Source organism: Bifidobacterium sp. FKU (assembly GCF_026016385.1).
Lineage (GTDB): Bacteria > Actinomycetota > Actinomycetes > Actinomycetales > Bifidobacteriaceae > Bifidobacterium > Bifidobacterium infantis.
The window spans coordinates 462,080-476,485 of the sequence record NZ_CP092888.1 but is presented as its reverse complement, the minus strand read 5'-3'; the positions used below and the strand labels follow the sequence as shown (position 1 = coordinate 476,485).

Sequence of the window (14,406 nt, the reverse complement as noted above, 5' to 3'; positions counted from 1 at the left end):
GGGAATCCTGTATTGCAGAGTATTGCGGCCTGTGACTGTGTGACTTTACAGATTCAGCACCGCATCGGCAACGCGCATGGCGGATTCACGGCGAGAGACCAGCACTACAGCCACGTCTTGCCCCTTATCCGCATTCTGCTCGCTCTTGGACAGCTCATGAATGGAACGCAGAATGATGGCTTCATTCAAGGCATCCAGACGACTGGTCGGCTCGTCAAAGAGCACCAAGTCGGCATTGCGTAGGAATACGCGAGCCAATCCGATGCGCTGGCGTTCGCCTTCAGACAGTCGGTCGCCCAGCTCACCCACCTGGGTGTCGAGCCCATCCGGCAACGAATCAATCAAGTCAAGCACGGATGCCTTGGCGAGGGCTTCGCGGAGTCGGGCGTCAAGAACACCGGCCGCTCCCCCATTGCGAATCTCCGATTCAGGCAAGGCGATAAGCAGATTCTCTCGAATCGTGCCGTCGAACAGGTGGGTCTCCTGACTCATCATGGCCTGAATACGGCGGCGGGCATGCACATCGATTTGCGGTAGCGGCGTGCCGGACAGCGTCACTTGGCCACGCTGCGGGTCCCAATAGCGCATCAGCAGCTTCAGCATAGTGGACTTGCCCCTGCCGGATGGGCCTTGGATACCGAGGATGCCGTGCTGCGGCACATCGAGCGAGAAGTCGGCGAGAATCGCCTCGCTCTCCTCCCCCGGGTACGCGAAAGTGACGTGGTCAAGGCGCATGCCCTCATAATCCGAGTTCGCAGTGCCAGTTTCTACCACGCCCGGCGCTTCGTCCATCAGACCGAACAGACGACGGGCGGAGGTGAAGGTCTGGGTGAGGTTCGCGGGCAGGGCGGCGAGCGCCAGCGTCGGCCCGAACGAGCTGGCGAGCAGCGTGAAGGCGGCGATCAGCGCCAACACCATCCAGGGGCTCAGCGTGGCCGCCACGATGGCGTAGACGATGGTGGTGGTCACGGGGTTGCCGGCGAGTGCGAATCCGGCGATGGTGCCGAACACCGGTAGGAAGGTTGCGGCAAGGTGGCCGATGGTGCCGGCCGTGGAAGCCGCGACCATAAGCCCGGCCAGCGGCTTGGCCTCCCCGAGTAACCGCTTGATGACTTGGAACGTGCTCATCTCGGCCGGCGCTGCAGCCGGAGCTGGCCACTGGACAGGTTGGCGGCGTCGGACGCAACGTCACCGTTCTGGCCGTCATCAGGCAAAGCCATCAGAAGGTTCTCACGCAGAGTACCGGCAAACAGATGGCTACTGGCACCGATCAGGGTGATGGTTCGGGCGAGCGTCTCTCCGGACGGGTCGGATACCTTGACGTCGTTCAGCGTAAGCGAGCCTTGGTATCCGGTCAGCGTGCCGGCAAGCAGCGCGGCAGCCGTGGATTTGCCGGAACCGGAGATGCCGACGATGGCGGTGAGTTGACCGGGGTAGGCAGTGAAGGTGAGGCCGGTGAGCGCAGGTGCAGGCGCGGAATTCATTTGCTGAACGGCGGCACCGGAATCGGCGCTGTCATAGGAATAGCCGACGTGGTCGAAGCTGACGGTGATTCCGCCATCGGCCTCGGTCCCGGCCTTGGTACCGGTATCAGTCCCAACATCAGTACCAGTGGTGGCCGGCAGCATGGCAGTGCCATGGGCGGGCTCGGGGGTGTCCAGCAGGGCGAAGATACGTTTGGTGGAGGTCATGCCGTTCATCGCCACGTGGAAGTAGGAGCCGAGTTGGCGCATGGGGATGAAGAATTCGGCGGACAGCAGCACTATCAGCAGCAGTCCGGCGAGGGTGAGCGGGAAGCCCGCACCGAACGGCATCAGGTATTGCAGGCCGTAGGCCAGGTAGGCGAATGCGCCGGGCAGGTGGGCGGCGAGCATGATCGGCGACCAGCCGGCGGCGCTGGCTCCTGCGGCGGCTGCGGTGGTATGCGCATACTGCCATAGAGCCACACCAATGCCGGCCGCCGCACCGCCGTAGGCTACGATATCCATGGCGGTCAGCGAGCGCAGCTGGATCTGCAGCACGCGCATGGTCATGACCCTGCGCTCCACATTCCGCGCAATCCCATTCACCTTAAGCGAACGCCCTCGCACATGCCAGACTTTTAAAGTGAGAGAGGCCACAGAATTTTCGATTGCGGAGTGCGCATGCTAGACGCGCCAACCAGAAAAAATATGCTTCGATATCAGGGGCTGAAGCATCAACTACACCCAATACGTGCATTTATCCGTTTCGAAGAAGCTAATTTTTGCGTTTGCCGGAGGTCTACTTCCGTTTCAAGGGGCTGATTTCGCATTTGCCGGAAGTCTATCTCCGCTTCGAGGGGCTCCTCATCCATGTAATCGGAAGTATAAACGGCTACACGTCAACGTCATTCCGCCGTTTTAGGGCCGCGTCTACTTGGGCATCAGCCCCTCGAAGTGGAAGTAGACTTCCGGATAAGGCAAAATCAGCCCCTCGAAGCCGAGAAAGCACGTCTCTACGGTGTCAGAAGCCGACGGAACGCAAAAGGGTCGTCTGCACGCAGACGACCCATATGATCAATTCGCCAATAGACGCAGCAAACGCGGCCTAGTGCTGCTTCTGCGCGGCGACCAGTGCTTCGGCGGCGGCCGTACTTATCGGACAGGAAGCCGGAGAAGCCGGCGCCGATCATGATGGAGCTGATGACCAGACCCTGCAGGGCCGGGCTCAGCGCGTACTTGTCCTGCAGGAAGTCGATGGCTCCCGAAATGGACACGGTCATAACCGTAGAGCAAACCGGTTAGACACGGCGTTGTATACAATCCACAAAACCAGACAGACAACTTCTCCATTGCCCACAACGCGCGCAACCTTACGCCAGCGTAGCCTAACTTGTCAGGATGGCTCGATTTGTCAACAGCCATCACGCAACGCACGTAAGAACACGGCCCGCTTATGCTTGACCACTACACCACGCCCGGCGAATCCATCGAGATCCGCGATGACCAAACTATCTATTCACTGCTCACCGATCGCCTTGCCCGCACCGGCGCGGACACGGCAATCGCCGCCAAGAAAATCGGCCCCGGCCACTGGCAGAACGTCACCACCGGCGAATTCCACGAGCGCGTGGTCTCAGCCGCCAAGGGCCTGATCGCGCTCGGCATCGCCAAGGGCGACGCGGTAACCATCTTCTCCTCCACTCGTCTCGAATGGGGCATTCTCGATTTCGCACTGGCCGCTGTGGGTGCGGTAAGCGTGCCGATCTACGACACCGACTCCGCCCCGCAAGCCCAGCGCATCATGAACGATTCGGCGGTCAAGCTGGCCTTTGCCGACAACCGCGAGCGCTTCGACCGGCTCGACTCGGTCAAGGACCACTGCCCTGCCTTGAAGCAGATTCTCATGCTCGAGGGCAACGCACTGGGCGCACTCGAAGGTCTGGGCGTGGCTGTTTCGGACGAGGAACTGAACGAGCGCGTGGCCACCGTGCGCGCCGACGATCTGGCCACCATCGTCTACACCTCGGGCTCCACCGGCAACCCGAAGGGTGCCGAACTGACCCATAAGAACTTCGTGTCCATCACCATCACCGCTTCGCAGGCGCTTCATGAAGTGGTGCTTGACGACCATCCACGCCTGCTGCTCTTCCTGCCGCTGGCCCACTGCTTCGCACGATTTATCCAGTACGCCTCCATCGCCTCCGATGACGGCGTGGTCGGTTATCTGCCGGATACCAAGTCCCTGCTGCCGGACCTGCGTTCGTTTGAACCGACCTACCTGCTGGGCGTGCCGCGCGTGTTCGAGAAGGTGTACAACGCCGCCTCGCACAAGGCCGGTGCCGGCTGGAAGGGCCGCCTGTTTGTCAAGGCCGCCGAGGCCGCGCGCGTCTGGAGTCGCAAGGAGCAGGCCGGCGAGCAGCACACGTTTGCCGAAATCGCCGAGCGCGCCAAGTACGAAACGCTCGTCTACCGCACGGTGCGCGGTGCTCTGGGCCCGAAGATCAAGTACGTGGCCTGCGGCGGCGCACCACTGTCGCTTGATCTGGCGCATTTCTACAACGGCATCGGACTGCCGATGATTCAGGGTTATGGCATGACCGAAACCGCCGCCCCGTTCACCGCCACGCGCGTGACCGACAACGTGATCGGCACCGTAGGCCAGCCCGCGCCCGGCTCCTCGATTCGCATTTCCGACGAAGGCGAACTGCAGGTCAAGGGCCCGAACGTGTTCCGCGGCTACCACAATCTGCCGGAGAAGACGGCCGAGGCGTTCACCGCCGACGGCTGGCTCAGGACCGGCGACCTCGCGTCCATCGACGACGAAGGCCGCATCACCATCACCGGACGCATCAAGGACATCATCATCACCGCCGGCGGCAAGAACGTCTCCCCCATTCCGCTGGAGGAAGAGATCGCCAAATGCCCGATCGTGGAGCACTGCGTGGTGGTGGGCGACCAGCGCCCGTTCATCGGCGCGCTGGTGACGCTCGATCCGGAGTCGCTGGCATTGTGGCTGCCCGCGCATGGACTGTCCACGGAGACGCCGGTGGACCGGCTCGCCACGAACGCGGCGGTGCGCGAGGAGATCCAGCAGTACGTGGACAAGGCGAATGCGACGGTTTCGCGCGCCGAGTCCGTGCGCAAGTTCGCCGTGCTGGATACGCAGTTCACGCAGGAGAACAAGTGCCTGACGCCGTCGCTGAAAGTGGTGCGCCCGGCCGTCAATCGCGTGTTCGCCGATGTGATCGACAACGAGATCTACAACGGCAAGCGGTGAGACGCGCGGTTCGTAATCCGACATGAAGAGAGGGCCTTTCTGTGGGCCCTCTCTTTTTTGACTGACGCTTTTGGTCATGCACTATTCGCCGTAATACACGAGCACTTCGTCGTAGGAAGGGATCACTTGGTAAAACGACTCATGATAGGCTCCTTCGCCTTGCAATAGGTTCTTACAGTAAGGGATAATATACGGTAAGGAAATTTTTCAATATTGTTTTAGAATTTTTCCACTCATGAGCGAGGCGGCCGCGCCGGCCGGGAATGCACCGACCGGACTGCGACCGCCTTCATGGATAAGGGCTGATTAGTGTCGAGCAAAACGCACGACCTGAGGGCCGGCGACGTCTGTCGCGGGAATCTCCACGGTCAGCATATCGCCGTCCGCCTCCACGACAACGTTGCCACCGCCAAGAATGGTTGCGGAATCCACATCGACCGCACCCGCATCTATGCGCAGCGGAACCCTGCCCGCAGCATCGACGACGGCATAGACGCTCTTGCCGTCTCCGGTCCAACGGACCCATGGCTCGCCGTCCCCCTCTCCGGAAGGCGAGGCTTCCGGCACCGGTTCGACATCATGGATACTCGGCGAGTTCACGTCCATCCAGTCGGCCATGCCCTCGAGGCACTGACGCTGCAGTTCGGGGATGCGTCCGGCGGCGTCGGGGCCGATGTCGAGCAGCAGGTTGCCGCCCATGGAGACCACGTCGGCGAGCAACTTCACCGCCTCCGGACCGGTCATGTAGGAGTCGGCGTCCTCCATCTGGTTGTAGCCGAAGGAGTAGCCGATGCCTCGGGTCATCTCCCACATGCCCTTGCCCATGAGCTCCTTGCCCTGTTCGTATTCGACGGTGCGGAAGTCCCAATGGGTCAGGCCCCAGCGGTCGTTGACCACACCATCCGGCACCACGTCGTAGTAATGCTCGAACAGTCGGGCCACGCTGAAATCGTTGTCCTCCTCCGAGATCTTCGGCACGTCGATATCTCCCCACAGGATGGACGGCTGGTATTTGTCGATGAGGTCCATCACATGCGAGTACATATAGCGGGCGTAGTCCTCGCTCTGCGGCCCGTATTCCCCGTCGCCGAGAATCGGCATGTTGGGCTCCTTGTGCCAGTCGAGGCCCGAGGAGTAGTACACGCCGAACTTCAGTCCCTTGTCGCGCATGGCGTCGGCGAATTCCTTGACCAGATCGCGATGCGGACCACGGTCCACGGTATTCCACCCATCGTTGTCGGGGGCCTTCCACAGCGTGATGCCTTCGTGATGCTTCGTGGTCGGCACGAAGTACCGGGCACCGGCGCGTGCGAACAGGTCGGCCATGTCCGCGGGGTCGAACGCCTCGGCCCTCCACATGTCGATGAAGTCCTCATACGGCATGTCACCGTAGACTTCCTTCTGATGCTCGGCCGCCGGCGAGCCCTTGATGCTCATCGTGTTCCAATACCATTCCGCATACGGGCAGTGGGTGTTCCAGTACACCGGATCGTCAAAGGTGCCAAGCGCACCGATCGGCTCCGCCCATGCCGGCACCGAATACGAACCCCAGTGGGCGAAGATGCCGAGACCGGCGCCCTTGAACCATTCGGGTGTATCGTGCACGAACTTCTCATACATCTTGGGACGCTGCGGATCGGCCATGAACAACACCATGTTGAAACTCCTTTGTTCGTTGTCTGTGTGTCTGATTGGTTGCTGGTTGTTGGTTGCCGTCGTCCGGTTCCGGTACGGCTCCGTCGCCGCGGGAATCACACCGTGAGCTTCTTGTCCACCTTGAGGGTGATCAGCTCGATGACCACCATCACGAGGTAGAGCGCACCACCGACGATGATGGCGAATCCGGCCGAGGAATTGCCGAAGACGCTTGCCGTCAGCGCGAAGAAGTACGGGGAGATCAGACAGCCGATGTTGATGCCGATAATCACGATGGACGTGGTCAGGTTCATCGAGTGCGCGGGCGAGTAGTCCACGAATCGTGCGGTCAGCGCGGGGTTGATGATGCCCCATGCGAAGCCGGCAATCAGCACCAGGGCGAACATCAGCGGCACGTTCTTCGTCAGCGCAGTGGCGATGAAACAGATGCCGATGACCACTTCGGAGATGGTCACCGTCAGGCGCTTGGTGACCTTGGCGACCTTGTCGAACAACACGCCGGAGAGGATGGTGGCGACGACGAGGAAGCTGAAGATCAATGTGGCGAGCGATGCTGAACCGATGCCTTCATCGACCACGTAGCTGGCGAGCTTGATGGACATGACGTTGTAAAGCATGGAGACCATCAGGAAGATGAACGCCAGCCACAGCACCTGCCAGTTCGTCGTCTGCTTCTGCGAGGCGCTCTTGTCGACGACGTGGCCCTCATCGTCGACGAGCGCGCTGCGAATGCTGAAGTTATCGAACTCCTTCGGAATGAACATGCCCACGAGCACCATGGGGACGAACAACAGGAAGAAGATGAGGTACGTGGATTGCCAGTTGATGGTGATCAGCAGACTGGCGACGAACAGCAGCACGACGTCGCCAAGATTGCCGACCGCCTGTCTCCATCCAAGCAGCTTGCGTTGCATATCGCCGTCATACAGGTCGGTGATGTACGACACACTCAAGGTGACGAACAGCGCCGACCCGAAGCCGAAGAACATACGCGATATGAGAATCGGCCAATAGTACGGGAAGAACGCCGGAATCACGCCTGTGACGGCGGATATGAGGAATCCCGCCATCGCGATTTTCTTCCTGCCGATGGCATTGGCGAATAGGCCGGTCAATGCCGTGCCGACCATCGAGCCGATCGTCGGCACCGTGGTCAGCAGTTCGACGTTCGCCGCGGAATAGTCGGAGAACGCCTCCTTCATCGCCGGTATGGTACCGCTGACTGCATTGCTGGCGGACATCAGCAACGACATCGACAAGACGCCGACCACCAAGGTCTTGGATTTCAACGCTTTGCCAACATCTAATGCCATTGTCAGACTCGTTTCTTTCTATTTTTATTCGGCGGAAGACGGCGTCGTCTTTCGCCATACAACGCGCAATCGTTATCGATTACACGGGCAGCGGGAATTCACTCCTCCATGGGCGTATAGGGTCGGTTGGAACGTGGACGAAGGACAAGGACCGAGTCACTATGGTTGTTGCCCGTGGCAACAACAACCGGTGCACGTCTGCGGTGACGTTCCCCATCGCCTCAGTTCTTTAATGTAATGGACGTTGAATGCATTATAAACACCGGAATAAGAAATATGCAAACCCGTGTTAGAAATTTTTTGACCTTTCCACTGTGATGGATGGACGTTTTTCCAAAATCTCAAGGACCTCCCTCAATAAAGGGAGGTCAGAAAGGCTTACTTATCAGCGAGGTTGCTGTGATCCTCGTTGGTGTTCCACAGGTAGTTGGCGAGCACGGCCATACCCCAAGCGCCACCTTCGGAGTGGTGAAGATGCCGCCATGGCCCACGAGAGAGTCGACCTGCACGTGCTCCTGCTTGGTCATCACGTCCATGCCAATCTTGACCGGGGAGCGAAGCAAACCCTCGAATCATCCGAAGAAGCGCCCCGCTAAACCCGGCCTTACCGCCGGGGAGCCGGTCCCAAGGACCGCCGAGCACGCACTTCGGCAGGGATCAGGCCCACGCCGTGCTGGGTGGTCAGGAAGGTCGGCTCGCCGCCCTCCCCCAGCAAACGCAGCGTCTCGCGCATGGCGGCCACGCCAAGCCCCTCGAAATCGGGATGCACGGTGGTCAGCGGTGGGTACATGTTATCCACGCCAGACATGTCGTCGAATCCGACCACGCTGATGTCTTGCGGAATCCGAAGCCCATGCTCATGCAACGCGCGCATGACGCCGACGGCCTGATTGTCGTTCGCGGCGACGACCGCAGTGGGTAACGCCATGCCCCGACGCCCATACTCATCAATGAGATGATTCATGTGCGCATATGCCTCAGAGGCATCCCACGTATGGCAGCGCACAATCTGTGAATCGATGGATCGGGAGGCGGCGAGCTTGCGCCACGCATCCAGTCGGGTGTGGGCGTCGCGCCATTCGTTGGGACCGGCAAAATACAGAGCCGATTTGTGCCCGTATTCGCCCAGCAAGGCCACCACTTTGGCCATTGCACCCCACTGGTCGATACCGACCAGTGCAGTGCGACGCTTGTTTTCGGTGGAGATAAGGCCCAATCCCTCACGCACGGTCATTTGGCCGTGGGTGGCGGTGACGATGACGCGTGGCTGAGTGACTCGCGCACGGCAGGCGGCGGCGAACATCACGTCGGTCGGAGTCAGGAAGATGAAGGCGTCGACGTTCTGCTCGTTGAAGGTGTAGCACAGGTTGTCGAATTCGGACTGCATGCACAAAGCCTCGTGGACCATCATCACGCTCATGAACAGACCGTGTTCGCGGGCCATGGATTCGATGGAGGAGATGGAGGAAATCAGGCCGAAGAATTTGAGGCCTCCGGCAATCAGGCCTATGGTGCGCGAACGGCGGGAAGCCAGTGCGCGCGCGGAATTGGATGGGCGATAGCCGAGTTGGTCAATGGCGGCCTGGACTCGCGCACGGGTGGCGTCGGAAACGTCCGGCGAGTCATTGATCACACGGGAGACGGTTTGGTGGCTGACTCCGGCGAGCTTGGCCACTTCGAACATGGACGGACGTTTGCTTGGCTTGCGGCCGGTCACCATGCTGCCTAACCTCCCCGCTGGCGGCCGGCACCCATGCGCGGCCAGTCTTGTACCTTAATCAATACTGACTTTAGCGCGTCCACAACAGTTTTGCGTTAGCGCTCACACTGTCGTGTCGCAGGCGGCTCAGGTCAGGTGCCATGAGACACGGTGGAGCGGAGTCGGCCCGTGTTCGGCGATGGCGGTACGGTGTGCGGCGGAACCATAGCCCTTGTTATGAGCCCATTCGTAGGCGGCGTAACGTGGGTTGCTTTGCGCGAGGTCGACCATCAGCCGGTCTCGGGTCACTTTGGCGATGACCGCCGCGGTGGCGATGGTGGCGCAATGCTGGTCGCCTTTGACTTTGGTCGTTATATCGGCTGGAATCGGCACGTCCGGCGCGTCGAACGTGTTGAGCGCCTTGGTGATGTAATCGCTCGGCCCGTCGAGAATTCCGGCGACTTTGGGCAGGGCGCGAACGCTTTCCCCACAATTTCCAATGGATTCCCCTACGGAGTCTCCCGGACGACCTTCCACAATCTCCCCCGCAGCCTTTTTTGCCGTCAATCCCTCTCCAAGCCGTAAGCCAAGTTCGCGTTCGACTTGGCTGAGCGCGCGCAGGGCGGCCACGCCGAGCGCATAGGTGATGCCCCATTCGTCGATCTCGGTGTTGCTGGCCTGGCCTACGGCGTAGGCCGCGCACCAGTCGCGCAGTTCGTCGAAAATCGCCTCGCGCCTATGTTCGGTGAGCATCTTGGAGTCGGCCACGCCGTCCGGTACGCCGCGGTAGGTCCGCCCGGACAGTTCGGCGGAATCATCGCCGTCAAGCGGCGCCAAATCACGGGCCCAGATGGCGGCGCACCCGACCATCACCGGGCCGGCGAGCGCGCCGCGGCCGACTTCATCGAATCCAGTAATAAGGTCATAGCCCTGGGCCGCAAGGCTGCGTTCCAAGTCAAGTGTCGGGGTAATCATGCGCGGCTCCCATCGTCTCACAATGGTTAGGATTCATATGGTTCAGGATTCAGACGGCCCGGAACTCAATCAGTTCAAAGACTCACACGGTTCAAAAAAAGACTCAGGAATTCGAGCCGGAAGCGTCAGGCACGTCCTTGAAGACTTCGTGGTGGTCATCAATCGCACCAAGCCGGTCAAGCGGCCAGTATCTCGCGATTCCGACTCCGACCACATCGGAGATGGGAACCAAGCCGCGATCGCCGTCATCCTGATGATAGCGGGAGTCGGCGGAATTGGCGCGATTGTCGCCCATGACGAACACGTGGTCCTCGGTCACGGTTACCGAGAACGGGAAGGCGCTCGGATCCACGCCGGGGCGAATGTAGGAGGTCTCATTGATGGCCACGCCGTTGATGGTCACCGGCTGGCCCGCGCCCTTGCATTCGACCACGTCACCGGGCAGGCCGATCAGTCGCTTGATGAGGTACCCGCCACCGAGAGCGCTGCTCTGCTCCTCGTTCAACCAGTTGTTGGGATCTTTGAATACCACGACGTCGCCGCGCTGCAGATCGAAGATCTTGGGGGTGAGCTTGCTGGTCGCCACGCGATCGCCGGGCACCATGGTGTCCATCATCGAGCGCGAAGGAATCTCGTAAAAGCCGACGGCGAAAATGCGAATCAGCAGCACGATAAGCACGGGAACGCCGCACCACAGGAAAAAGTCGCGTAGGGTGAAGTGGTCATCATCCATCGATGATGCTGCCGCGGCATTCGCGCCAGCGGAAGAAGCGGCGTGCGCCGGGCGCGCCGGTGCCGGGGGAACCGGGGACAGGGCGATGCCGTGGTCGGCGACTTGGAACGTGCGGGAATCGCGGGCATCGGCCTCGTCATCATACGAGGTCTGGTTGCTCTCCGGATTGTCGGAAACCGGGAATTCGCCGTTATCCTGATCGTCCTGCATACCATCTCCTCGCGATTCATGCTGCCGGATATGAGGGGTGCCGGCGCCCGTCCATCATACGTGGAAAATACGGAAACAGCCCGAAACCGAAACGGTTCCGGGCTGAATTTCACGGTTTATTCGCGCACCTGCATCATCAGGCCCACGATTGCACCCGCGAATCGACTCACTTAGCGGAGTTGTCGCGGCGCTCGGCAATACGAGCGGCCTTACCGCGCAGAGCGCGCAGGTAGTACAGCTTGGCGCGGCGCACACGGCCCTTACGCACGAGCTTGATGGAGTCGATGGACGGGGAGTGCACCGGGAAGCGACGCTCCACACCAGTGCCGAAGCTGATCTTGCGGACCACGAAGGTCTCACGCACGCCAGCGCCCTTACGAGCGATCACCACGCCGGTGAAGGTCTGGATACGGGAGTTGTTGCCTTCCTGGATCTTCACGTTCACGTCGACGGTGTCGCCGGGACGGAAGGCCGGGATTTCCTCGGCCGGCTTCATGTGCTTGGCGTCAAAAGCCTCAACAGCGTTAACCATTGTTTTCCTTCAGTGCTGCCGCATATCAGCCACAGATCTGGGGCCATCCACGCGATTGCGCATCGCGTGCATTGGCCTGTTCTCGTTATCCCTCGGGTTTGCCCTTGGGAAGCCTGCCAATCCGCCGAAAGTCAGGCCTTGCGGCCGTTCGGACTGGACCCATGGAGACGTGGGCTTATGCGGCGGCCCACTTCTCGACACAGCAATCGATTATTCTACGGATTATTGCGGACAGAATGGCTGCCTGATTGCATTCCAACACCAAGGCACTGCGACGTAGTTGACAGACCTGCGGGCGGGCTTTATCTTGGGAGCGTCGGTAGGCGAGGCTACCGCAGGGATATGGGTTGCTGCCGCTAACAGTGGAGACACTGCACGCAGGTCAGCTGTTCTTGTCGGATCAAGGCATGAACTAACGCAATTCCACCGCCCTGCGATGCTGAAGCTTGAACGATGGCTCGAATCGGCGGATTCGAATACTTTCCGCCCCTCCTGCTGGTCGCATGGATACCGACGATGGTATTGATCTGGCGTTTCAGCGCACGGCTTGAAGGAGGTGAGAGTCCGATGGACGGTGATTATTCCAGTAGTTCCGCCGCCGGCAACAGTCATAGTTGCGGTGGTGATGACCATGTTTTCTTATATTCCGTTATCCGGAAGTCGGGCTCTCGCCTGTAGTGTTCCTTGGCCCCCGGATAACCCTTGCATAATTCGTCTTTCCTATGCATAGGGAGGTCTTTTCATGACCATGTTTTCATTCAATCGCGTCGGCGCGCGTCCAGATGCGTCGGCCCGCAACCCCTCCACCGCCGCGTCCGACCGCCAGCCATTCGCCGTGCGCCTGGCCTCCGACGTACTGGTCGTGGCCGGTATTCTGGCGCTGTTCGGTCTGATCGCTTGGATTCTGCCGGCGATCGGCGAACCGATCGGCCCGAAAGGAGTGCCATCACAAGTCAGTACGAATCTCGCCGACCTGCCGTATTACGCGCTGCGCTCGGTGTTCCGTATGTTCGTGGCACTGTTCTTCTCACTGGTGTTCACGTTCATCTACGGCACGGCAGCCGCGCGCTGCCGCCGCCTGAGCCGCGTGCTGATTCCTCTGTTGGATATTCTGCAGTCGGTACCGATTCTGGGCTTTCTTTCGGCCACCATCACCATCTGGATGGTGCTGTTCCCCGGCTCGATGCTGGGCGTGGAGGCCGCGTCGATTTTCGCAATCTTCACCAGTCAGGCCTGGAACATGGCGTTCTCGTTCACCCGGTCCCTGACCAGCGAACCAACTGAACTTGACGAGGCGGCCCGCTCATTACAGCTCACACGCTGGCAACGATTCTGGACACTGGACGTGCCGAACGCGATGATTCCGCTGCTGTGGAACTGCATGATGAGCGTAGGCGGCGGATGGTTCTTCCTGACCGCCTCCGAGATGATCTCGGTGAACAATCGCACCTATGCGTTGCCCGGCATCGGCAGCTTCGTGGCACAGGCGGCGGCCGAGGAGAATCTCGCGTCCATCTGCTGGGCCATCGTGACGATGGTGCTGGTGGTGCTGCTTATCGACGTACTGCTGTGGAAGCCGTTGACCGCGTGGGCGGAGAAGTTCCGCATTACGCAAAGCGAGTCGGCGGTGCGCAAGACCAGTGTGGTGCTGACCATCATTCGTCAGTCACATATCGATGAGATAGTGGTCTGGCTGCTCAGGCCTGTCGGCGACCTGTTCGACACGCTGACCCGCCCGTTGGGTCGGACCGGTGGACGTTGGGCGGCGGACGTGAAGTCCGCACGCAGCCGCGCGCTTGACGTGGTATTCACAGTACTGGTGTTGGCAGCGTGTGCGTTCGGACTGGTGCAGCTTATGCTGGTGATTCATCGCGATGCGGGATTCGGCGAGCTCGGGCAGGCGTTCGTGTTGGGCATGGTGACGTTCCTGCGCGTGGCGCTGCTCACGCTCGCCTGCTCGGTGATTTGGGTGCCGATTGGCGCGATGATTGGCATGAATCCGCGCGTTTCGCGGTTTATGCAGCCGATTGTGCAGGTGCTGGCCAGCTTCCCCTCGAACTTCACGTTCCCGTTCGTCACGCTGTGGTTCGTGGCGTGCAGTGTGGATATCAACTGGGGCAGTATCCTGCTGATGGCGTTGGGCACGCAATGGTACATCCTGTTCAATGTGATCGCCGGGGCCAGCCAGATTCCCGACGATTTGCGTGAGATGACGCGCAGCTTCCAGCTGGGGCGCTGGCAGCGGTGGCGCGATTTGATTTTGCCGGCGGTATTCGGCTCGTGGGCCACGGGCGGCATTACGGCTGCCGGTGGGGCGTGGAATGCCTCGATTGTCTCGGAAATCGTAAGTTATGGGCGGCATACGCTGACCGCCTCCGGCCTGGGCGCGTATATCGCCGAGGCCACCGAAAGCGGCAACACCGTGAAGACCATCATCGGCGTGACCGTGATGAGCGTGTTCGTGGTGGCCGTCAACCGCTTGTTCTGGAACCCGCTGCAGCGCATGGCCGAGCGCCGTTTCACACTGAACTAAAGACTTAAGGAGAAT

The 14,406-nt window shown here is 60.5% G+C and carries 9 protein-coding genes, 2 pseudogenes and 1 riboswitch; of the genes and pseudogenes, 2 read left to right on the top strand and 9 right to left on the bottom strand.

Translation table 11 applies throughout. The features are described 5' to 3' along the window. Positions 1-45: 45 nt before the first annotated feature. Together MMB48_RS02190 and MMB48_RS11600 are read right to left on the bottom strand one after the other, a co-directional pair. Positions 46-2,009, bottom strand: a pseudogene (locus MMB48_RS02190) (ATP-binding cassette domain-containing protein); the annotation flags it as partial. A gap of 467 nt (positions 2,010-2,476) precedes the next feature. Next, complete coding sequence (locus tag MMB48_RS11600; RefSeq protein WP_272953012.1) at positions 2,477-2,737, bottom strand: hypothetical protein; 261 nt, start codon at positions 2,735-2,737, stop codon at positions 2,477-2,479. Positions 2,738-2,916: 179 nt separating this feature from the next. On the opposite strand from MMB48_RS11600, the gene MMB48_RS02180 reads away from it, so the two are divergent. Further along, a complete protein-coding gene (locus MMB48_RS02180; protein WP_032743582.1) occupies positions 2,917-4,740 on the top strand; it encodes an AMP-dependent synthetase/ligase in 1,824 nt (607 codons plus the stop codon). A 306-nt stretch (positions 4,741-5,046) separates the two neighbouring features. Here MMB48_RS02180 and MMB48_RS02175 read toward each other — a convergent pair whose 3' ends face one another. The 7 genes and pseudogenes from MMB48_RS02175 to rplS form a co-directional block, all read right to left on the bottom strand. Next, entirely contained in the window at positions 5,047-6,396 is a 1,350-nt protein-coding gene (locus tag MMB48_RS02175) for an alpha-L-fucosidase (RefSeq protein ID WP_151497895.1), read from the bottom strand. Between the two features lie 95 nt (positions 6,397-6,491). Continuing rightward, a complete protein-coding gene (locus MMB48_RS02170; RefSeq protein WP_032744682.1) occupies positions 6,492-7,709 on the bottom strand; it encodes an MFS transporter in 1,218 nt (405 codons plus the stop codon). Between the two features lie 384 nt (positions 7,710-8,093). Then, positions 8,094-8,263: pseudogene (locus MMB48_RS02165) on the bottom strand (ATPase); the annotation flags it as partial. Positions 8,264-8,313: 50 nt separating this feature from the next. Further along, positions 8,314-9,429 carry a LacI family DNA-binding transcriptional regulator gene (locus MMB48_RS02160; RefSeq protein ID WP_032744653.1) on the bottom strand — a complete coding sequence of 372 codons (1,116 nt, stop codon included), beginning with the start codon at positions 9,427-9,429 and terminating at the stop codon, positions 8,314-8,316. A 126-nt stretch (positions 9,430-9,555) separates the two neighbouring features. After that, complete coding sequence (locus MMB48_RS02155) at positions 9,556-10,383, bottom strand: ribonuclease HII (RefSeq protein WP_032744652.1); 828 nt, start codon at positions 10,381-10,383, stop codon at positions 9,556-9,558. Between the two features lie 103 nt (positions 10,384-10,486). Then, a complete protein-coding gene (gene lepB / locus MMB48_RS02150; protein WP_032744651.1) occupies positions 10,487-11,326 on the bottom strand; it encodes a signal peptidase I in 840 nt (279 codons plus the stop codon). 166 nt (positions 11,327-11,492) lie between these two features. Next, positions 11,493-11,858, bottom strand: coding sequence for a 50S ribosomal protein L19 (gene rplS, locus MMB48_RS02145; RefSeq protein WP_007051394.1), 366 nt, complete (start codon positions 11,856-11,858; stop codon positions 11,493-11,495). A 308-nt stretch (positions 11,859-12,166) separates the two neighbouring features. Further along, positions 12,167-12,323, top strand: a riboswitch (M-box (ykoK) riboswitch). A 277-nt stretch (positions 12,324-12,600) separates the two neighbouring features. Here rplS and MMB48_RS02140 point away from each other — a divergent pair. Beyond that, on the top strand, positions 12,601-14,391 hold the full coding sequence (locus tag MMB48_RS02140; protein ID WP_032744650.1) for an ABC transporter permease: 1,791 nt from the start codon (positions 12,601-12,603) through the stop codon (positions 14,389-14,391). Positions 14,392-14,406 lie beyond the last annotated feature (15 nt).

Bases quoted from the DNA above. Each gene is read 5' to 3' on its own strand.
- MMB48_RS02140 (WP_032744650.1), top strand. From the start codon at position 12,601: ATGACCATGTTTTCATTCAATCGCGTCGGCGCGCGTCCAGATGCGTCG.
- MMB48_RS02175 (WP_151497895.1), bottom strand. From the start codon at position 6,396: ATGGTGTTGTTCATGGCCGATCCGCAGCGTCCCAAGATGTATGAGAAG.
- rplS (WP_007051394.1), bottom strand. From the start codon at position 11,858: ATGGTTAACGCTGTTGAGGCTTTTGACGCCAAGCACATGAAGCCGGCC.
- lepB (WP_032744651.1), bottom strand. From the start codon at position 11,326: ATGCAGGACGATCAGGATAACGGCGAATTCCCGGTTTCCGACAATCCG.
- MMB48_RS02155 (WP_032744652.1), bottom strand. From the start codon at position 10,383: ATGATTACCCCGACACTTGACTTGGAACGCAGCCTTGCGGCCCAGGGC.
- MMB48_RS02170 (WP_032744682.1), bottom strand. From the start codon at position 7,709: ATGGCATTAGATGTTGGCAAAGCGTTGAAATCCAAGACCTTGGTGGTC.
- MMB48_RS02160 (WP_032744653.1), bottom strand. From the start codon at position 9,429: ATGGTGACCGGCCGCAAGCCAAGCAAACGTCCGTCCATGTTCGAAGTG.
- MMB48_RS02180 (WP_032743582.1), top strand. From the start codon at position 2,917: ATGCTTGACCACTACACCACGCCCGGCGAATCCATCGAGATCCGCGAT.